General features: G+C 63.0%; 17 protein-coding genes and 1 pseudogene. 16 read left to right on the plus strand and 2 right to left on the minus strand.

The window, feature by feature from the left end; all coding sequences use genetic code 11:
* Positions 1-17: 17 nt before the first annotated feature.
* The 13 genes from MUG98_RS03010 (at position 18) to MUG98_RS03070 (ending at position 12,796) form a co-directional block, all read left to right on the plus strand.
* The gene (locus MUG98_RS03010) at positions 18-836 is read left to right on the plus strand and encodes an amidohydrolase family protein (RefSeq protein WP_265110702.1); all 819 of its coding nucleotides are present in this window, start codon (positions 18-20) and stop codon (positions 834-836) included.
* A gap of 9 nt (positions 837-845) precedes the next feature.
* Positions 846-2,153 carry an MmgE/PrpD family protein gene (locus MUG98_RS03015; RefSeq protein WP_265110703.1) on the plus strand — a complete coding sequence of 436 codons (1,308 nt, stop codon included), beginning with the start codon at positions 846-848 and terminating at the stop codon, positions 2,151-2,153.
* A 78-nt stretch (positions 2,154-2,231) separates the two neighbouring features.
* Positions 2,232-2,939 carry a helix-turn-helix domain-containing protein gene (locus tag MUG98_RS03020; protein WP_265110704.1) on the plus strand — a complete coding sequence of 236 codons (708 nt, stop codon included), beginning with the start codon at positions 2,232-2,234 and terminating at the stop codon, positions 2,937-2,939.
* A 156-nt stretch (positions 2,940-3,095) separates the two neighbouring features.
* Complete coding sequence (locus MUG98_RS03025; protein WP_265110705.1) at positions 3,096-3,539, plus strand: universal stress protein; 444 nt, start codon at positions 3,096-3,098, stop codon at positions 3,537-3,539.
* A 445-nt stretch (positions 3,540-3,984) separates the two neighbouring features.
* The gene (locus MUG98_RS03030; protein ID WP_265110706.1) at positions 3,985-4,842 is read left to right on the plus strand and encodes a glycine betaine ABC transporter substrate-binding protein; all 858 of its coding nucleotides are present in this window, start codon (positions 3,985-3,987) and stop codon (positions 4,840-4,842) included.
* 1 nt (position 4,843) lies between these two features.
* The gene (locus tag MUG98_RS03035; RefSeq protein ID WP_265110707.1) at positions 4,844-5,584 is read left to right on the plus strand and encodes an ABC transporter permease; all 741 of its coding nucleotides are present in this window, start codon (positions 4,844-4,846) and stop codon (positions 5,582-5,584) included.
* A gap of 8 nt (positions 5,585-5,592) precedes the next feature.
* On the plus strand, positions 5,593-6,609 hold the full coding sequence (locus MUG98_RS03040; RefSeq protein WP_265110708.1) for an ABC transporter ATP-binding protein: 1,017 nt from the start codon (positions 5,593-5,595) through the stop codon (positions 6,607-6,609).
* A 1-nt stretch (position 6,610) separates the two neighbouring features.
* Positions 6,611-7,279: an ABC transporter permease gene (locus tag MUG98_RS03045; RefSeq protein ID WP_265110709.1), complete on the plus strand. Its 669-nt coding sequence runs from the start codon at positions 6,611-6,613 to the stop codon at positions 7,277-7,279.
* A 177-nt stretch (positions 7,280-7,456) separates the two neighbouring features.
* The gene (locus tag MUG98_RS03050; RefSeq protein ID WP_265110710.1) at positions 7,457-8,905 is read left to right on the plus strand and encodes an aldehyde dehydrogenase family protein; all 1,449 of its coding nucleotides are present in this window, start codon (positions 7,457-7,459) and stop codon (positions 8,903-8,905) included.
* Between the two features lie 113 nt (positions 8,906-9,018).
* A complete protein-coding gene (locus MUG98_RS03055) occupies positions 9,019-9,405 on the plus strand; it encodes a nuclear transport factor 2 family protein (protein WP_265110711.1) in 387 nt (128 codons plus the stop codon).
* Positions 9,402-10,538 carry a zinc-binding dehydrogenase gene (locus tag MUG98_RS03060; RefSeq protein ID WP_265110712.1) on the plus strand — a complete coding sequence of 379 codons (1,137 nt, stop codon included), beginning with the start codon at positions 9,402-9,404 and terminating at the stop codon, positions 10,536-10,538. Before MUG98_RS03055 ends, MUG98_RS03060 begins: the two co-directional genes overlap by 4 nt.
* A 48-nt stretch (positions 10,539-10,586) precedes the next feature.
* A complete protein-coding gene (locus MUG98_RS03065; protein WP_265110713.1) occupies positions 10,587-11,285 on the plus strand; it encodes a helix-turn-helix domain-containing protein in 699 nt (232 codons plus the stop codon).
* A 374-nt stretch (positions 11,286-11,659) separates the two neighbouring features.
* Entirely contained in the window at positions 11,660-12,796 is a 1,137-nt protein-coding gene (locus tag MUG98_RS03070) for a zinc-binding dehydrogenase (protein WP_265110714.1), read from the plus strand.
* Positions 12,797-13,319: 523 nt separating this feature from the next.
* Here MUG98_RS03070 and MUG98_RS03075 read toward each other — a convergent pair.
* Positions 13,320-14,249 carry a DMT family transporter gene (locus tag MUG98_RS03075; protein ID WP_265110715.1) on the minus strand — a complete coding sequence of 310 codons (930 nt, stop codon included), beginning with the start codon at positions 14,247-14,249 and terminating at the stop codon, positions 13,320-13,322.
* Between the two features lie 498 nt (positions 14,250-14,747).
* Positions 14,748-15,539, minus strand: a complete 792-nt coding sequence (locus MUG98_RS03080; protein ID WP_265110716.1) for an IclR family transcriptional regulator — start codon at positions 15,537-15,539, stop codon at positions 14,748-14,750.
* A gap of 445 nt (positions 15,540-15,984) precedes the next feature.
* Here MUG98_RS03080 and MUG98_RS03085 point away from each other — a divergent pair, with 445 nt between their 5' ends.
* The 3 genes and pseudogenes from MUG98_RS03085 to MUG98_RS03095 all read left to right on the plus strand — a co-directional run bounded on the left by MUG98_RS03085 (position 15,985) and on the right by MUG98_RS03095 (position 19,775).
* Complete coding sequence (locus tag MUG98_RS03085; RefSeq protein ID WP_265110717.1) at positions 15,985-17,292, plus strand: SAF domain-containing protein; 1,308 nt, start codon at positions 15,985-15,987, stop codon at positions 17,290-17,292.
* A 170-nt stretch (positions 17,293-17,462) separates the two neighbouring features.
* A complete protein-coding gene (locus MUG98_RS03090; RefSeq protein ID WP_265112540.1) occupies positions 17,463-18,941 on the plus strand; it encodes a CoA-acylating methylmalonate-semialdehyde dehydrogenase in 1,479 nt (492 codons plus the stop codon).
* Between the two features lie 198 nt (positions 18,942-19,139).
* Positions 19,140-19,775, plus strand: a pseudogene (locus tag MUG98_RS03095) (IS6 family transposase).
* The last annotated feature ends 28 nt before the right edge of the window (positions 19,776-19,803 follow it).

Raw genomic sequence — 19,803 nt, forward strand, 5'->3', positions numbered from 1 at the left:
GTCAACACCGTAGTTGTATGCCAGACTATCCCATCGTCAACGCACACCACCATATCGGCCACCCCGATGACGACCAGGACAGCGTTTTCCAGTGGAGCGAGAGCGTCGCCCAAATCATCGACACGATGGACGAGAATCGGGTCGACGCAAGCATGTTGATGCCCCTCGGCGGCGAGAATGACCGGAGCGTCACCGAAGTACACGACAGCATTTACGAGGCGAGCGAGGCCTATCCCGGCCGGATCTTCGGCATTACCGCGCCCAATGCCCACCTCGGGCGCGAGTTCGTCCACGAGGAGATCACCCGGTGTGTGGAGGAACTGGACTTCAAGTACGCCAAGCTCCACACGCTGGCCTGGGGCGTCGACCCCACCTCCGACGTGGCCTACGACTTCTACGACGCCTGCGTCGAGAACGATATCCCCGTCATGATCCACACCGGTCCCCACGGGATGCCCTTCTCCGTGCCCGGGATGCTCATCCCGGTGGCCGAGGACTACCCGGAGCTCGACATCGTGATGGCCCACATGGGCGGTGCCTACACGCTCACCCAGGAGGCGATCATCCTGGCGAAACGCTATGAGAACTTCTATTTGGACACGACCCTGGCGCTGAACATGTACGTCCGGCGGGCGATGGAAGAGGTCGGCGCCGACCGCCTGCTGATGGCCGCCGAGCACTCCTCGAACATCCCGGTCGCCCTGACGAAGATCGACTGCATCGGGGCCAGTGAGGACCAGAAGCGCCAGATCCTCGGCGGGAACGCCATCGACCTGTACGACCTCGACGTGGCCGTCCAGGACTGGGAAGAGAAAGAGGTCTCCGCCGCCGACTGAGGACGACCCGTGAGCACCGCCCGCGCCGTTGCGTTCGCGATGGACGCCACGCTGGCCGACGCGCCACCAGCAGTCGGGTGCCACGTCCGACGGCGCGTCCTCGACACGCTCGCGGCGACAGTCGCGGGATTCCGCACGCCTGGTATCGACGTCACCCTGGCGTACGTCCGCGACAGACTCGACGGCGGGGAGGCGACACTCCTCGACCGAACGGGCACACGCCGCTCTCTCGAGGGGGCGGTACTGGCCAACGCCACCGCGGCGAATACGCTGGACATCGACGACGGCCACCGGGCGGTCAAGGGCCACCCGGCGGCAGTCGTCGTTCCCGCCGCACTGGCGGCCGCGGAGGCGGCGGACGCCACCGTGGGCGAGTTCCTCGACGCCGTCTTCGTCGGATACGAACTCGGCGTTCGCGCCGGGCTGGCGATCCACGCGACCGACGGCGTCTACACCGGCACCGGGTCGTGGGGCGGCGTGGGTGCGGCCGCCGCCGTGGGACGACTCCGCGGCCTCGACCGGTCAGTCTTCGCGGATGCCCTCTCGGTCGCCGAGTACCACGGCCCGCGCACGCCGATTATGCGAGGCGTCGAGCGACCGGGCATGACAAAAGACGGCGTCGGCTGGGGCGCCTATAGCGGGACGGCCGCAGCGCTGCTCGCTAAGCGAGGGTTCACCGGGTCGGGGACGGTCTTCGACGAGACCGACGTCACCGTTTTGGCGGACCTCGGCGAACGCTACCAGGTCACGCGAGGGTACCTGAAACCGTATCCCTGCTGTCGGTGGGCCCATCCCGGTCTCGACGCCGTCCTGGCGCTCCGGGCGGAGCACGACCTGGCACCGGACCACGTCGAGACGATACGCGTATTCACCTTCGAGGAGGCCACGCACCTGCAGACGCGCCACCCGGAGACCGTCGAGGAAGCCGAGTACTCCTATCCCTACCCGGTCGCCGTAGCGATGGCCCGCGGCGAGTTCACGACAGCGGCCCTGGGCGAAGCGATGCGGACGGACCTGACGGTTCGCCGGCTGGCCGATGCCGTCGAACTCGCCGTGGACCCCGACCTCGACGCGGCGTTCCCGGCGTCGTGTCTGGCGCGTGCCGAGATAGAGACCGGCGCCGAAACCGTCGCCTCAGACGAGGCCGTCCAGCCGCGAGGTGCCCGGGAACGGCCCCTCGACCCCGACGCCTTCGAGCGTAAGCTCCGGACGCTGTTCGAGCCGACGCTCGATGGGGCTGATGTCGAGGCATTCGAGGCCGCCGTCGAGGACCCGGGGGTATCGGTCGAGAAGTTGCTGACGAAGTTGCACGGTTGAGGGCCGGCGGGTCCCGTTCTCTGGGACCCACCGGAGCGAGGTGGTGTTTTATGTACCCCACTGCCCGAGTAAGGGGTGATGCTAACGGCAAAGGTGTGCGTCCGGTACGAGGACGACTGGACGGCCCAACTCCAGCGGTACGACGTGTTCGCGGAGTTCCTCGCATCCACGTTTCGCAACCGGCGCTACATCGGCCTCGTCGCGCTCGAGGCGGACGACCTTGACGCGGCACTCGAAGTCATCGAGGGACACGACGACGTCAGCGAGGTGCAGGTCATCGAGCGGTTCGACGCGGACAGTGCCGGTCGAACCGCCAGCACGATCTTCGTCCGCGGGCAGCTATCGCAGTTCACGCCGCTCCAGACGCTTATGTACGAGGGCTTTCTCCCGCTCGGATCGACCAAGCTCGAAAACGGCAGGGAGTGTTTCGACCTTTTGCTGGAGGGCCGCGAGGAACTGGCGGACGCGACCGACCTGCTCAGGGATTTTGGCGCCGTCTCCGTCAAGCGCGTAACCAGAGAGTTCCGCCGAGAGGTTACTCCCAGTGCGGCCGAGTGGCAGGAGGTGCTGGGGACCATCCCGGAACGCCGACGCGAGATTCTCCGCCTGGCCGTCAAGCGGGGATACTTTAAGGTGCCCCGCGAGATCACGCTGGCCGAACTGGCCGAGGAAATGGGTATCACCAAGACGACCGCGTCGAACCACCTACGAAAGGTCCAGCAGAGCATCATCGAGTTCCTCGCACCGTACGTCGCCCTAGCAGCCGAGGGTGACAGTGACTTGTAGGCGTCGTAGACGTGACCGTCGCTCCGTCGATACAGAACCTCATCGTCCCCCTCAGGTGTGTATACGTCTGCCCCGAACGGCAGGTCATTGCCGGTACATAAAGGACACACATGTTTTACAGTCGGCATACAGTCACGAGCAGTAACTATGCGAGTAATGGATACCATTCTCGTTCCGGTTCCCGACCACGACAAGTGGTCCAAAGAGACCGCAGAGGTACTGGCCGACGTCGAAACCGATCCGGAGGTTGTCCTCCTCTACACGTTCACCGACGAAGACGTGTCGTCCACCTCCGATAACCTGGGCCAGTCACCGGAGTCTGTCGACCTCGACGAACTGGCGTCCCGGAAGTCGGCTGTCCGGATGGCTTCACGCACGCTCGAGACCGCTGGAATCGATACCAACGTCGTCGGTGCCAGCGTGGACGAGGATCGAGGTGACGCAATTCTGTCGACTATCGATGACGTCGACGCGGACAGGGCGTACATATTCAGCCGAAAGCGCAGTCCGGTCGGCAAGGCGGTCTTCGGGAGCGCGATACAGGACGTACTGTTCGACAGTCCCGTCCCGATCGTCGTGGTACCGCTGGCAGCCGTGTGAGATGGGCAAACAGGATTGGGATTTACCTTCCCGAGACTCGCCCACTGGCTCGAGGAGACGCAAAACCAACACCGTGCCAACTTGTCGCCGGTCGTCCGAAGCAGAACGGCACTGGGAGAGTGTCGTCCGAAACTTTCAAGTCACAGAAATGATCGCCTCGATGGAGCTACACAAATCCCATAGGGCAACTCGATCTTGACCGTCGAACGTCCCGAGACGGAGTGGAATGTATGCCAGCCGAAACCGTTAGTTGCAGACATCATTGCGCCGGAAATCGAACGAGGTCTTAAAAAACGCTACAAGTGTTCGAGGCAAAGTATATCCCATTATGAGAGAGTATTTGACCAGCATGGCAAACCAAGGCACACGCCGAAAGTTCCTCAGGGATGGTAGCGCAGCAGCGACAGCGATCGGTCTCAGTGGTCTGGCCGGGTGTAGCTCGCTTTTGAGTTCGGGCAGCGGGGGCGGTGTCACTGTCGGCTCGAAGCAGTTCGCCGAACAGGAGATTCTCGGCTACCTCGGCTATCACGGGCTCGCAGAGAACACCGACCTCGATGTGGTCGATGAGGTGTCCCTCGGCGGGTCCAACACGAACTTCGAGGCACTCAAGAACGACAGCATCGACTTCTACTGGGAGTACACCGGGACGGCATGGGCGACGTTGCCGCCACAACACGACGAGGTGGTTTCCGACTCGGACGAACTCCACCAGCGCCTGAACGAGGAGTTCCCCGAGGAACACAACCTCGAGTTCCTCGATTACGCGACGTTCAACAACACGTACGTCCTCATGACGACGACCGAGTGGCAGGACGAGACCGGCGTCGAGTCGCTGTCGGGCCTCGCCGACTACGTCAACGACGGCAACACCGACATGACGATCGTCATGGACGCCGAGTTCGAGGATCGCGAGGACGGCTGGCCGGGACTGATCGAGCACTACGGCTTCGCGGACGCCGCGAGCGACCTCGACACGAGGGCAATGGAGGCCGGCCTCGTCTACCAGGCCGTCAACGAGGGCGAGTCGGAGGTCGGCATGGGCTTCAACACGAACCCCAACATCATCCGGTTCGACCTGCAGGTGCTCGAAGACGACGAGGGCTTCTTCCCGGTCTACAACCCGGCACCGCTCGTCCGGCAGGATACGCTGGAGGAGTTCGACCAGATGGTCGACCCGCTCGAGTCGATCGCAAACTCGCTGGACACAGAAACGATCCGGAAACTCAACCAGCGGGTCTCGATCGACAACGAGAACGCCGAGGACGTCGCACTGGAGTACCTCCAGAACAACGACCTGGCCTGATATGAGCCCCATCGACGCAGTCCTCGCGATGAATGCGATGGTACTGTTAGTGGATACAGTCGCCGACCTCGTGACGTACCTCGCCAACAACTCCGACGAGCTGGTGAAGCTGACTATCGAGCACATCGATATCATCGCACTCTCTATCGGGATCGCCGTCCCGATCGGCGTCATCACCGGGGCAGCGATCACTGCGCACGATCGCCTGGCGACGGTCGTCATCTGGCTGGCCGGCATCATGATGACGATCCCGAGCATCGCGCTGTTCGGCCTGCTGATTCCGATTTTTGGCATCGGCGACCCGCCGGTCGTGGTCGCGCTGGTGATGTACTCCCAGCTCCCCATCATCCGCAATACGTACGTGGGGTTACAGCAGGTCGATCCCGCAGCCATCGAAGCCGGACGGGGACTCGGGATGTCGCGTCTGCAGCGCCTCCGGCACGTCCAGTTCCCCATCGCGCTCCCGGTCATCATGGCGGGTGTTCGCAACGCGGTGGTCATCCTCATCGGCATTGCGGCCATTGGAGCGTACATCGGCGCCGGCGGTCTGGGTCGGCCGATCTTCGACGGTATCAGAGACGCCTACACGTCCCAGATCGTGGTCGCCACGATCGTCTTGTCGGCCTTGGCGCTCCTGGTCGATTACGTGCTGGGCGTCGTCGAGCAGTTCCTGCGGCTTCGGAACGGCGAGGACATCGACCGAACGCTCCCGACCCGCCTCGTACAGGGAGTCCTACAATGACGAGACCAATGATAGAATTCGACGACGTTACCAAGGTCTATCCAGACGGCACAGTCGCAATCGAGAACGTGAGCTTCGAGGTCGAAGAGGGCACGACGACGGTGCTCGTCGGCCCGTCAGGATGTGGCAAGACGACGACGATGAAGCTGGTGAACCGGCTCGAAGACCCGACGGAGGGAACCGTCTACTTCGACGGCAGTGACGTCCAGCAGCAGGACAAGATCGAGCTCCGGCGCAGCATCGGGTACGTCATCCAGGAGATCGGACTGTTCGACCACATGACCGTCGACGAGAACGTCGCGACGGTCCCCAAGTTGCTCGACTGGGACCGCGAGCGGATCGACGACCGCGTCGACGAACTACTCGAACTCATGGACCTCCCGCCGGAGAGCTACCGTGACCAGTACCCGCCGGAGCTGTCGGGCGGCCAGCGCCAGCGCGTCGGCGTCGCTCGCGCCCTGGCAGCCGATCCCGACGTCCTCCTCATGGACGAACCCTTCGGTGCACTGGACCCGATCACCCGCGAGAACCTGCAGGACGAGTTCCTCGAGATTCAAAAACAGATCAATACGACGATCCTCTTCGTCACCCATAGCGTCGAAGAGGCACTGAAGATGGGCGATCGGATCGCCGTCTTCGACGTCGGTGAACTCGTTCGGTACGACGAGCCCCGGAACATCCTCGAGGACCCCGGGAGTGAGTTCGTCGCCGACTTCATCGGCTCCGACAGAATGCTGAAACTCCTGCAGGTGACGCGCGTCGAGGAGATATACCAGACCGAAGTGGCGTCAGCCCATCAAGACGTCGTCGATGTCGTCGAGAACGGAAGCGACGGCGAGGTGGCTCCGGACGTCGTCCCCGTGCGCCCCGAGGAAAGTGCCCAGGTAGCGTTCTCTCGGATCATGCAGGCAGAGACGGAGGCGATCCCGGTCGTCGACGACGGTGAGGTGGTCGGGGTCGTGACCGAGGAGCGCATCCGGGAGGAGACTGCCGGCCCGAAGCTGACCGACACAGAGGTGGCCTGACGTGAGCACGGTCGACACCCTTGTCGGCGGCTGGCAGTTCCTCATGGAGAACTTCGACCAGTTCCTCGTTCTCCTGCGCGAGCACCTGACGATGGTCCTCCTCGCCGAGGTGCTGGCGCTGGCCGTAGCACTGCCGCTCGGCGTCTTCGCCATCCGGGACGAGCGGTCGAAACGGGTCATCCTCAGCTTCGGGAACGTCGCCCAGACGATTCCGACGCTGGCGATCATCGCGCTCGCGTTCCCCATCCTGGGACTCGGCTTCAAACCCTCGGTCCTCGCCCTGTTCGCGTACGCCCTGTTACCGATCCTGATCAACACGATCGCCGGACTGGACGAGGTCAGCGAGGACACCGTCGAGGCCGCGAAGGGCATGGGGATGACCGAGATGGAAATCCTCCGGAAGATCCGGTTCCCCCTGGCCATTCCTGTGATCTTCGCCGGCATCCGTACGAGCGCCGTCATCAACGTCGGGACCGCCTACCTCGCGTTCTTCATCGGCGGTGGCGGCCTGGGTGTGTGGGTCATCGGGGGCATCAACCTCTTCAACATGGAGCAGATGGTCGCCGGGGCGGTTCCCGGCGCCTTGCTCGCCATCGGGCTAGACACGCTGTTCGCGATGATCGAGCGTCGACTCGGAGGACAGGTCTCGATCGACAGCGTCCCCGCCTGACCGTCCTCTTTCGACCGAGCGGCCCCGCTCCTGTGGCGTGAGAGAGACCGCGAACGATGCTGCCCGGATTCGATGCCGGATGGCGGCCCTAGCGAGGACGCTCGAACGACCAGGTACAAAGACCTTGGACATGTTCAACAGAACTGCAATGCCAAGTGGAGACACAACTGACTCTCGATGACGATCCAGTCAGGCACGAGTACGTACGACCTGGTTATCGACGGCGACCCCGTCCAGGCAGCGGCTGAGGAGCGGTTCGACACGGTCAATCCGGCGACCGAATCGGTCATCGCCTCGGTCTCGCGGGCACGGGAGGAAGACGTCGACAGCGCCGTCGCAGCAGCGCGAGACGCCCTCCCAGACTGGCGATCGATGCCGCCCCAGGAGCGGGGCCGCCTGCTCGCTGCGCTGGCAGAGAAGATCCGCGCCCAGCAAGAGAGCCTGGCGCTACTCGAGACCCGAGACAACGGCAAGCCGCTGTCCCACGCCCGGGCCGACGTCGAGACGTGTGCACGCTACTTCGAGTACTACGCCGGCGTAGCCGACAAGGTCCACGGCGACTCGATCCCGCTTACCGACGAGTACGTCGACTATACGGTGCGCGAACCGCTAGGCGTCACCGCCCAGATTATCCCCTGGAACCTGCCGACCAACATCTTCGGCCGGAGCGTCGCGCCGGCGCTGGCGACCGGAAACGTCGCCGTCGTGAAACCCGCCGAGCAGACGCCGCTGACCGCCGTCGAGATCGGCCGCCTCGCTTCTGAGGTCGGAATCCCCGACGGCGTGCTCAACGTCGTCCCCGGCTTCGGCACTGAGGCCGGCGCGGCCCTCTCTGGGCATCCCGATGTCGACGGCGTGAGCTTCACCGGCTCGGTTCCCACCGGCATCGAGGTGGGCAAGACCGCCGTCGAGAACGTCACGAACGTCCACCTCGAACTCGGTGGGAAGAGTCCGAACGTCGTCTACCCCGACGCCGATCTCGACACGGCCGTCGACAGTACGATAACCGGCATCTTCGCCAACGCCGGCCAGGTCTGCTCGGCTGGATCCCGGCTCCTCGTCCACGAGGACGTCAAAGACACGTTCCTGGACGAACTGGTCGACCGCATCGAGGAGATGTCGATCGACTCGGGCGAACTCGACCCGGACATGGGGCCGCTCGTCTCTGAGGAGCATTTCGAGAAGGTGACGCGCTACCTCGAGGTGGGCCGCACCGAGGCCGGCGACCCACTGGTTGGCGGCGAGGCCCTCGACCGCGACGGCTACTTCGTCGAGCCGACAGTCTTCGACGGCGTCGACAACGACATGCGGATCGCCCAGGAGGAAATCTTCGGGCCGGTCCTCTCGGTCATCGAGTTCGCCACCGAAGAAGAGGCAATCGAGATCGCCAACGACGTCGACTACGGGCTGGTCGCGGGGATACACACCAGCGACATCGGCCGTGCTCATCGGTTCGCCCGGGACGTCGATGCCGGCCAGGTGTACATCAATGAGTGGTTCGCTGGCGGCGAGGAGACGCCGTTCGGCGGCTACAAGCAGAGCGGCTTCGGCCGCGAGAAGGGGCTGGCTGCTGTCGACGCCTACACCCAGGTCAAAAACGTCTGTGCGAACATCGCGCCAGAATAGGTCGTCGTCCCTGATTAAAAACGCCGAACTATGTTTGCCTAAAACAGTATCCGGCGTCCGCGGCAACGTACTTGCGGATGAGCGTCGAAGTCGCACAACGCTATTTCGAGCTGATGGACAGTCCCGACGCTGGAACGGACGACGTCCTCGAGCTGTACGCCGAGGACCCGGTCGTCCACTCCTCGCGAGCCGGGGTCGTTCGTGGCCGGGAGGAGATCCGGCAGTTCTACGAGGATAACGCCGAGTTCTTCACCGGCGGCGCACACCACATGGAGGCCTTCCACCAGGACGGGAACGTCGTGGTTTGCGAGGGCTACCTCGACGGCGAGACGGCCGTCGGCCGGTCGGCCGACGGCGTCCCCCTCTGTGACGTGATGGAGTTCAACGACGACGACGAGATCGTCGCCTTCCGTGCCTACCTCGACTACCGGGGCTACGTCGACGAAGTGCCGGAGGACGTTCCGAACGTCCGGGCCGAGGCCACCAGCGAGGACGCATGACCAGTTCTGGTGACGTAACTGGCGAGACGGACGAGGCGGCCGAGACGGGCGAACTCGTCTACATCAATGGTCCGAAGGACCTCGAGTTCCGGGAGTACGAGGTACCCGAACCGGAGCCAGGCGCCGTCGTGACCGAGGTCGTTCGCGCCAACGTTTGCGGGTCGGAGCTCCACGTCTGGAAGGGCGACCATCCCCTCCAGGACTGTGTCCTCGGTCACGAGGCGCTCGTTCGCGTGGCCGACCTTGGCGAGGGCGTCGAGACCGACAGCGCCGGCACTCCGATCGAGGAGGGTGACTTGGTCGCGCCGGTCTACTTCCAGACCTGCCAGGCCTGCGAGTTCTGTCGCCGCGGCGAGTTCTACCGCTGCGAGAACGACTACGAACACACCGGGAAGTCCCCGGAGATCTGGCCGCACTTTCACGCCCCCTGGGCCACCCACTACTACATCTACCCGGACAACCACTTCTACAAGATTCCCGACGAACTCGAGTCGCACTTGAACGTCGCGGCGGCGGCCAACTGCGCGCTGTCGCAGGTAAAGTTCGGTCTCGATCAGGTCGGTCTCGAGTTCGGCGAGACGGTGGTGATCCAGGGTGCCGGTGGCCTCGGACTGAACGCGACCGTAGTCGCCAACGAATACGGCGCGGAGACCATCGTCGTCGACGGTGTCGACGAACGCCTCGAGCAGGCCAGGGCGTTCGGTGCCGACCACGTCATCGACTTCCGGGAGGACGACACCGTAGAGGCGCGCGTCGAACGGGTCGAGGAGATTACCGACGGAATGGGGGCCGATGTCGGCGTCGAGGTCGCGGGCGTCCCGGAGGCGTTCACCGAAGGGATCGAACTGCTCCGGACCGGCGGGCGCTACCTCGAGATGGGGAACGTCCGGCCGGGCCACGAGGTGGACTTCGACCCCGGCAAGCTCACCAGGAAGTCTATCGACGTCACGACGGCCGTCGAGTACGACCCTTGGACGCTCTACGAGTCGCTTCAGTTGCTTGCGGAGACGGTCGACAGCTATCCGTACGACGATCTGATCGACACCGAGTATCCGTTGTCGGACGTGGAGGCTGCACTGGAACACTCCGAGAACCGTGACGTCATTCGGGCGACGCTGATCCCATCGCAGTAATCCGCCCGAGCACGGCCACTTATTATCGCCGGGGCACTCTACAGACCAATGCTCACAGCCAAACTAAGCGTCCGATACGAGGGGGACTGGACGGCAGAGCTCGACCGGTACGACGTCACCGGTCAGTTCCTGGCCTCCACGTATCGCGACCGGCGGTATTTCGGGCTGTTCGCCCTCGAGGCCGCCGAGCACGAATGCGAAGCCGTTATCGACGTCATTCGAGAACACGAGACGACGGACACAATCGACGTGATCGAACGATACGAGGTGGAGGGGGCGGATCGGATGACCGCGACGGTCATCATCAAAGGGCAGTACTTCGAGTTCACCCCACTCCAGGTGCTCCTCCACGAGGGGTTCATCCCGCTGGCGAACTTCGGCGAGGTCCGGGACGGTCGAGAGACCTTCGACCTCCTGCTATCGAAGCGAGAAGACCTCGCGGAGGCCGTCGACCTGCTCGAGCGGTTCGGCCCGGTGACGATCGAATACGTCTCACGGGACTTTCAGCGCCGCATCACGCCCAGCGTCACCGAGTGGGCGGAGCTGTTCGAGACCGTCACGCCGCGCCGCCGGCGCGTCCTCAACGAGGCCCTCGAGGCCGGCTACTTCGACGTGCCCCGCGGCTGTACGCTCGAGGAGATCGCGGACGACCTGGGGATCGCCAAGACGACCGCCTCCCAACACCTGCGGAAGGCGGAGAAGGACCTGATGCAGTTCTTCATCAAGTACGTAAACCTGTCCGCGTGAGTGTGGACGGCGTGGTCGGCCACGCACCGTTCGACGGGGTAGCTCGCAGCTAACCTGCTCCAGACGGGCCCGGTCGTCGATACTTATAAGAACCACTATGTGTGGCAGAACCTTCGTGCCGCTGACCCTCCCCAGATGGGCTGTGAATCCCGAGACAGCACCATTCCCAGAACCGACGAACAGAGCGATGTTGGGGGACTTGCGCGGCCGAACTTCAGGGAAAGATCGATCGGTAGGCGCACGACCGGAACCGCGTCCGCAGCGGCCTCACCTTCCTCACCTGGCCGCTCGTTCCAGAGGGCCGTCCGCCGACCGCCAGAACGAGAGAGGCCAGGCTGACACACCGAGGGCGAAACCGGCCGGGAGGGGCGTCCATGGACGGTGAGCCGAACCCGGAAGGCCAGACGTCCAGGCCAACCGGTGAGGTCGTCTACTTTTACGGACCAGGGGAACTTGCGGTGCGCGAACATCCTGTGCCGGAGCCTGAGCCCGGCGCCGTAGTCACTGAAGTGGTGCGTACCAACGTGTGTGGCTCGGACGTGCACATCTCTGAGGGGCGACTCGGCGAGCCCTTCGTGGACATGGTCCTGGGTCATGAGGCGGTCTGTCGCGTCACCGAGCTCGGGCCAGGCGTCGAGACGGATTACGCCGGCAACGAGATCGCACCCGGCGACCTCGTCGCCCCGGTGTACTATCTCACTTGTCAACACTGCAGTGCCTGTGCCCGGGGGGAGTTCCACAACTGCCAGGAGTCGTACTCGTACAAGACCAAGTCACTTGAGGAGTTCCCACACTTCCACGGGACGTACGGCACGCACTACTACGTCCACCCGAACCAGCACTTCTACAAGGTTCCCGACGCGCTCACGGAGGTGCCGAGCGTGGCCGCGGCGGCTAACTGTGCGCTGTCGCAGGTTATGTTCGGACTCGATCAAGTAGACCTGGAGTACGACGAGACGGTGGTGATCCAGGGCGCCGGCGGGCTCGGACTCAACGCAACCGCGTACGCGAACGAGCGAGGGGCAGAGGTTATCGTCGTCGAAGGTGCCCGGAATCGGCTCAAGCTGGCCAAACGGTTCGGTGCAGACCATGTCGTAGACATGAACGAATACAGTAGTGTCGACGAACGTATCGAGAGAGTGATGGAACTCACCAACGGAGAAGGCGCGGACGTCGCAGCGGAGCTTGCGGGCGTGCCGGAGGCGTTCACCGAGGGCATCGAGCTCCTGCAAACGGGCGGGCGGTACCTGGAGGTCGGCAACATCAATCCCGGATCTGTCGTCGACTTCGACCCGGGGCAGCTCACTCGCGAGTCCATCACGGTCGAGGCGATGGTGCAGTACGACCCCTGGTACCTGCGCAAGGCGCTCAGCTTCCTCGCGGACACCATCGACGTGTATCCCTACGAGGACCTCCTGGACGAGACGTTCGACCTCGCGGAGTTCGAGGCGGCTCTCGAGGTGTCTGCGGGCAAAGGCGTCGGCCGCGCCTCGCTGGACCCGCAGTCGTAGCCGGGCAGACGAGGTGCTGGTCGCACCCACACCCCCGGTGCCAGCCATCGAGTCCGACCGTAGTCGACCCATGGAGAGTTCGCGTCGTGAGACGCGACGTTGGCGTTTCTTCCACGCGCCTCACGGACGATTTCGGAGGTGATTGTTGCGACAGTATCCACCTCCCCGGCAGCCTCGGCCGGCATCCACCCGACCTGTGGTGCCGTCAGTGGCCACCGTGACAACTCGACGGTTCGAGGCGATGCCCGCTCATCCGGGATCGGACGGAGATGTCATTCTTATATATAATTTATGACTATGTATAATATATCTTATTTGTGGCACGAGAGCGGCGTCCGCGACGTCTCGGATCGGTGCCCCTGTTCGAAGAGGGAGTAGGTTCTGGACGGACGGTTCCCCGGTGTCGACGGCGGCCTGTGTGGGCGCAGAAGAAGCGGCGGCCCTGGTACCCAACGCGGTGAGCGAACGCCATCGAGCAGAACAACCACGGCACGGTAGCTGGTCGACCGGCCGCCGGCGAGGCTTAACTGCGGCCGAGCGACTGCCAGGAAAGCTTCCGGGCTTCGGCCCGCAGTTCGTCGTGTTTCACCAGAACGAAGCCGGCAGAGATGGTAAGAAAGCCCAGGACACTCAGCGGCGATAGCGTCTCGGCCAGCAACAGCCAGCCCAGGACCGCGGTGAAGATGGGGGCTGCGTAGGACACCAGGTTGATCTCGACGGCGCCCAGTGCGTGAAGTAGGTGGAAGTAGATGATCGCGCTGAGCCCGCTTCCGACGACGGCCAGGTAGACGATCGCGAACAGTGCCTCACCGGTGAGGTCCACGGCCGACAGTGATTCGCCGGGCAGTCCGAGGCTCACGACGTGGAGCAAGCCGGCACCCAGGAGGTTCGACCAGCCGACGAACCCAGCGGTGGAAAGGTCACCGCTGGCGCGCTGGACGAGAACGCTCCCGAACGCCAGACAGGTGGTCGAGAGGATCACGAGTCCGGCACCAACCGTCTCTGCTCCCAGGGGGCCCGAGAGGTCGGGATTCGCGACCAGACCCACGCCGACGAAACCGAGGAAGAGACCTGTAATCCCGCGTTTCGAAAGGCGTTCCGCCGGGATCAGGACCCACGCGAACATCGCCGCGAGGATCGGGTTCGTCGCCGTGAGAATCGCTGCGATACTGCTGGTTACGTCCCCCTGACCGACGAAGAGGAACGCGTTGTACAGGCCGACAAAGAAGGTGGCACCGAGGGCGACGAGCCACCAGTCCGCTCGGGACCGCGGGCACCAACGCTCCGAAACGGCTGCCGCGTACGCCAGCGTCAGCACGGCGGCGAGATCGTGCCGGAGCGCTGCGAACAGCACCGGAGGCACGTATGGTAACCCAATCTTGATGAAGACAAACAGGGAACCCCAAATGAACGCGAGAGCGACGAACAGCGCGAAGTGTCTGTACGAACTCACGTGTGCCTTCCCGGTACTCCTCGGTGACTCGACGTCGTCGCGTAGTGTCCGGCCATCTGTATACGAACAACCCGTTCTGTCAAAAGTGGCTTTGCCGGGCGACCACCTGAATCTTGTGGTCGATCCAGGCTTCGTTCAATCGCCGGGCGGATGGCCGTGGCGGTCTGAAATTCTCTCCTGCGAAATGCCGGCTTGGTGTCGGCGGGGATAGTGGTAGCAAAAATGGGTCCACGCACATGTCCAACGCAGGACCCGCCAGCAAAGCTCGTCTACCGCTGGGCGACCGCGCTGACGCGAATTCTCGTCTTGACGGAAACTGATGGACCCAGTTTGGATGACCCAAACGATACGGTGCACCTGTTTCGACTAGCAACGTCGATCGTTGAGTTCGGGCGTAATGCCCAGGCCAGGTGAGTAAGAGCGGACAAGATTACAGCCATACAATTGTAATGCAATTCGGGTCGCGTCGTAGGCGAACGCACCCCCTGCAAGCGGTGCTTATCCATCGACGGCCGCGTCACCGTTATACCGAATCCGGATAATGTCAGCTGTCTGGGCGATTTTTCTCGGAAGCGTTTCGTGGAAGTATTCGCCTTCGATCCGGCTGGCCGGGCCAGATATTGCTACTGCACCGATGAGACCGTCGAGCCCCCGGACCGGCGCGGCTACGCCGCGGATGCCAACTGCCGACTCCTCGTGGTCACGGGCGATGCCCTCTTTGCGGACCTGTTCGAGTTCGGTTTCCAGTTCTGCCCGGTCAGTAATCGTGTTCGGCGTCACTTGTTCCATCTCGTGTGCGTCGAGAACGGACTCAACTTTAGTGTCGTCCATGTGAGCAAGCAACACTTTACCACTGGCACTCGCATTAAGGGGCCATCGGCTCCCCGTCGTGTACGCTCCACTCTCGACGGCGGCGTCCCCTGCCGATTTGTAGATGTAGTACCCGCGCCCGCGTTCTTCGACCATCAGCCAGACGAACTCGCCCGTATCGGCTGCCAGGTCGTCCGCAGGTTGAGTCCCGTGTACGAACAGCGGATACTCCTCCCTGATAGCCGTGCCGATTTCGTAGTACCGAAGCCCGGGCCGGTACCGGTTGTGCTCCTCGACGACAAATCCCCGTTCTTGGAGCGTGCGGAGATGTGCAAGGACGTTGCTCGGTGATCGGTCCAGCTTATCGGCCAGTTCAGTGATCGTTCTGGGGGGGCCCTGTTCCAACGTCGTCACGATGTCCAGCGAGACGCTGACTGACTTGATCCGGTCGTGATTCCCACTCCGTGCATTGTCGGTCATACCCAAGCCTTAGACCGGAGGATAATGAGAATACCGCTCGTTCGGACGGTGGCACGGATGACCCTATCCCCTCTCTGTCGTCTTCTCCGTCGCGTACACACTGATGACCTTCGCGCGTCTGCTGTCGACTGCGGATTCTGTCGGACTGGTTCTGTATGAGAGAATGCCGTAACGTCCGGAGAGATCGGGTATCAGCTCCCGGCCTGTGGTCGATCCCTTCACGTTAGTCGGTGCACCGGCCCGACGGTTGAAAGAGTGGTTACAGACCAGTACGGAGATTTGTCGTTTCGAAGGACCGTATCGTAGAGGGCCTGATACTGGTGTTTACGGGATATCTGGTACGTAAGGCAGCATCCCTGGCCTTGGCGGTAAACGTGGAGCGGCGGCCTTTGATACGCGGCCCGACATAACACTTAAATAACCTCTCGAAAATTGTGCTGTACAGATGGAAGTCAGAGCCCAACTGGCGGAGCGTGTAGCAGAGCCGATCACGGTGGCGCTGATTGGTCCAGGCGTGTACGGATCGCACCTCGCGTACCAGATCGAGGAGACACCTGGGGTCGTCCCGGCCGTCCTCGCGGACCTCGACCTGGAGAAAGCCACGGGGACCTTCCGGGAGGTCGGGGTTCCCGAGGCGGACGTGGACGTCGAGGAGACCCGAGACGGCATCCGGGACGCCCTATCGGCTGACCGGCGCGTCGCGACGACAAACGGCGTCGCTGCTGCCGGTGCACCGGTCGACGTGGTTGTCGAAACGACCGGCGACCCGGAGGCGGGTGCCCGCCACGCCTGGGAGGCTATCGAGGCCGGCAACGACGTCGTCATGGTGAGCGTCGAGGTAGATGCGACGGTGGGGCCACTGTTGGCGCGATTTGCGGCTCATCGGGGGGTAACCTACACCATGGCATACGGCGACGAACCCGCGCAGGTCGTCCGTCTCGCCGATTGGGCACGCCTCCAGGGATTCGACGTCGTCGCCGCTGGCCAGGGTACGGAGCTGACCTTCGCGCCCCACGCAACCCACGAGGACGCCCTGCAGCGGTATGACCTGCCAGACTCGTTTATTGAGGAAAACGAACCCGACGCCCGGATGTACAACACCTTCCTCGACGGCACGAAGGTCGCGGTCGAACTCGCCGCCGCGGCGAACGCGCTCGGCTTCCCGCCGGACACGGGCGGCATCCACATGCCGGAGACGGACCGTGATGGTTTGCTCGAGACGTTGCGACCCAAGGCCGACGGAGGCGTTCTAGACCGGACCGGGGTCATCGACGCGGTCACACCGACCGGCGACAACCCCAGCGCGTTCGTGGTGACGGAGGCCCCCAACGAGGCCACGCAGACCTACCTCGACCAGCGCTACAACATCAACACCACGTCCGATGGCCGGTACCAGGTCTTCCACAGGCCGTTCCACCTGCCCCAAGAGACGCTGGTGTCCATTGCCAGGGCGGCACTCCAGGACCGGGCCACAGGCGTCGTCACCCGGCAGACCACGGAGGTGGTGGCGGCTGCGAAGCGCGACCTCGAACCCGGCGAGACGATCCACGGAGGCGGCGGCGACACTGTCTATGGACAGCTCGAGGACGCTTCGGTCGCCGCGGAGGCCGACCTGGTCCCGTTCGAACTCTTGAGCGGTGCTGAGGTGACCCGTCCCATCGCCACTGACCAGCCAGTGTCGACGAACGACGTTACCCTCGACACGGATTCGGTGCTGTACCAGCTCCGGCAGCTCCAGGACTCGCTACTCTGAGAGGGACTGCCGTTCGAACACGACGAGTGTGCCAGTGTCCCGAACCGTCTCTGGCGAGGTGAACCGAAGTACGGGTGCATGTGCGTCGAACAGCGGTCGGTCCATCGACCGTCTCTTCTTTACTGGCCGAAAATTTATTATTGTCCCCTACCACACCTGAATCACCAGTGATGCTAGCAAGCCTGAGCGATGACGGCGAGGTACAGAACTATGTGGACGGCTCGTGGCAGAAACCGGCCGGGCGTGACAGCCAGCCGGTAACCAACCCTGCGACCGGGGAGCGACTGGCGACGATCCCGTTCAGCGATGCAGCGGACCTCGACACGGCCGTCGACGCGGCGAACGAAGCATACGACGACTGGAGAAACACCGCCGTCGAGGACCGCATCCAGCCGCTGTTCCGACTGAAGTCGTTGCTTGAGGAGCACATCGACGAACTCGCCGAACTTCTGGTCCGCGAGCACGGCAAGACTCGAGCCGAGGCCCGGGGCGAACTTCGCCGCGGTATCGAGAACGTGGAGGTGGCCTGTGGGATGCCGCGACTCCAGCAAGCCGGCACGCTCGCTAACGCCGCGCCCGACATTGACGAGAGTGCCGTCCGTGAGCCACTCGGGACGTTCGTCGGCATCACGCCGTTTAATTTCCCGGCGATGATCTCGCTGTGGTTCCTCCCCCATGCCGTCGCTTCGGGCAACGCCTTCATCCTGAAACCCAGCGAACAGGATCCCCTCGTTACCCAGCGTATCTTCGAGCTAGTAGACCAGGCCGGCTTCCCGGACGGCGTCGTCCAATTGCTCAACGGTGGGCCCGACACCGTGAACGAAATTCTCGCCCACCCAGGTATTGAGGGCGTCTCGTTCGTCGGCAGCACGCCGGTCGCCCGCCACATCTACGAGACGGCGGCGGCCAACGGGAAGCGCGTCCAGGCCCAGGGCGGCGCGAAGAACCACGTCATCGTCACCGAGAGCGCCGACCTCTCGTACGCTGCCGAGAAGACGGTCTCCTCAGCCTGTGCCTGTGCTGGTGAGCGCTGTCTCTCGAACGATGTCGTCGTTGTCGAGGACTCGGTCTATGACGCGTTTGCCGACGAGATGGTTGCGAAGATGCGCGACCAGACCGTCGGGTACGGCCTCGACGACGGAGTCGATATCGGCGCGATCATCAGCGCCGACCACGAGGAGACGATCAGGAGATACGTCCAGTCTGGCGTGGACGAGGGTGCTGAGCTCCTCGTCGACGGGCGCGACGTGACCGTCGAGGGCTACGAGGACGGAAACTTCGTTGGTCCGTCGCTGTTCGGCGAGGTGTCGCCGGAGATGACCATCGTCCGCGAGGAACACTTCGGCCCTATCGTGGGACTGGTCCGCGTCGAGGACTTCGATGAGGCCGTCGACGTCGTCAACCGGAGCGACTTCGGCAACGCCGCGAGCCTGTTCACCGACAGCGGCCACAAGGCTAGTCGGTTCAAATGTGAAGTGGAGGCCGGGAACCTGGGCGTGAACGTTGGCACGGCCGCACCGATGGCGTTCTTTGCGTTCGGGGGACGGAAGGACTCGTTCTTCGGCGACCTCCACGCCCAGGGCTCGGACCTTGTCAACTTCTACACGGACAAAATGAGCTACATCGAGCGGTGGCCGGATCAGTCCTGAGCTGACCGACTGCCTACGAAGCGATTTCTTGCACGGGGTGTGGGGGGGATGTGGTATTCGTCTTCTATGTATCCAGAGAGATTTGCTGAGGAAACTCGTCACCGTCGGCCGACACGTTCGTCTCGTCCATCTATTCATTTCGCACACGGCGCTATTCAGATTAGAGTTTGAAGGTGCAAGGCGGTGGAATTCGAGGTAATCTGGCCAGAATTCGACCGTCTCGGTGGATCTAGCGTCGAGATCCAGTTAGACTTTGTGGACCGCGAGCAGACACCGCGCGAGCTGATGGAGTTGAGTATTCAGCCCTATCTACGCGGATTATCACTTTTAGATACTATCTCTGTCTTATAGAGTTTCGGTGTCGACGGGCGCGATCGATCGTCCATAATTAGGTGCAGAATGCCGATTTACAGCTGACAGACGACAAACAACTGGATCACATCGTGCTCGACGAAACCGTGGTCCATCTCGACGACTAGCGCTACTGGCTTTACGCCGCTGTCGATCACGTAACGGACGAATTCCTCCACGCCAGGCTCTTTTCAACGCGAATCATGGCCTAACTAAACGATTTCTCCAGGAACTTCGCGAAACACACGACGCCGACGACGCTGAGTTTTTCGTCGATTTTGGCCCGAGGCTCAAAGCCGCATACCACGTTCTCGACCTCCGATTTCGCCACGAGACATACGGAAATCGGAATGCAATCGAACGTATCATCCAAAAAGTGAAACATCGGACCTACCAGTTTGGAATTGTTTTAGAAACGCCGAACCGGGAACCGCCGAAACATGGTTGCAGAGCTTCACCTATGCATGGAATCAGCTAATCTAAACAATGCCGGCATGACAGGGGCAAACTT

Source organism: Halosolutus halophilus (genome assembly GCF_022869805.1).
GTDB classification, from domain to species: Archaea; Halobacteriota; Halobacteria; order Halobacteriales; family Natrialbaceae; genus Halosolutus; species Halosolutus halophilus.

Excerpts from the sequence above, each read along its gene's own strand:
- MUG98_RS03010 (WP_265110702.1), top strand. The coding sequence starts at position 18 with ATGCCAGACTATCCCATCGTCAACGCACACCACCATATCGGCCACCCC.
- MUG98_RS03020 (WP_265110704.1), top strand. The coding sequence starts at position 2,232 with ATGCTAACGGCAAAGGTGTGCGTCCGGTACGAGGACGACTGGACGGCC.
- MUG98_RS03025 (WP_265110705.1), top strand. The coding sequence starts at position 3,096 with ATGGATACCATTCTCGTTCCGGTTCCCGACCACGACAAGTGGTCCAAA.
- MUG98_RS03035 (WP_265110707.1), top strand. The coding sequence starts at position 4,844 with ATGAGCCCCATCGACGCAGTCCTCGCGATGAATGCGATGGTACTGTTA.
- MUG98_RS03040 (WP_265110708.1), top strand. The coding sequence starts at position 5,593 with ATGATAGAATTCGACGACGTTACCAAGGTCTATCCAGACGGCACAGTC.
- MUG98_RS03050 (WP_265110710.1), top strand. The coding sequence starts at position 7,457 with ATGACGATCCAGTCAGGCACGAGTACGTACGACCTGGTTATCGACGGC.
- MUG98_RS03055 (WP_265110711.1), top strand. The coding sequence starts at position 9,019 with ATGGACAGTCCCGACGCTGGAACGGACGACGTCCTCGAGCTGTACGCC.
- MUG98_RS03060 (WP_265110712.1), top strand. The coding sequence starts at position 9,402 with ATGACCAGTTCTGGTGACGTAACTGGCGAGACGGACGAGGCGGCCGAG.
- MUG98_RS03065 (WP_265110713.1), top strand. The coding sequence starts at position 10,587 with ATGCTCACAGCCAAACTAAGCGTCCGATACGAGGGGGACTGGACGGCA.
- MUG98_RS03070 (WP_265110714.1), top strand. The coding sequence starts at position 11,660 with ATGGACGGTGAGCCGAACCCGGAAGGCCAGACGTCCAGGCCAACCGGT.
- MUG98_RS03080 (WP_265110716.1), bottom strand. The coding sequence starts at position 15,539 with ATGACCGACAATGCACGGAGTGGGAATCACGACCGGATCAAGTCAGTC.
- MUG98_RS03085 (WP_265110717.1), top strand. The coding sequence starts at position 15,985 with ATGGAAGTCAGAGCCCAACTGGCGGAGCGTGTAGCAGAGCCGATCACG.
- MUG98_RS03090 (WP_265112540.1), top strand. The coding sequence starts at position 17,463 with ATGCTAGCAAGCCTGAGCGATGACGGCGAGGTACAGAACTATGTGGAC.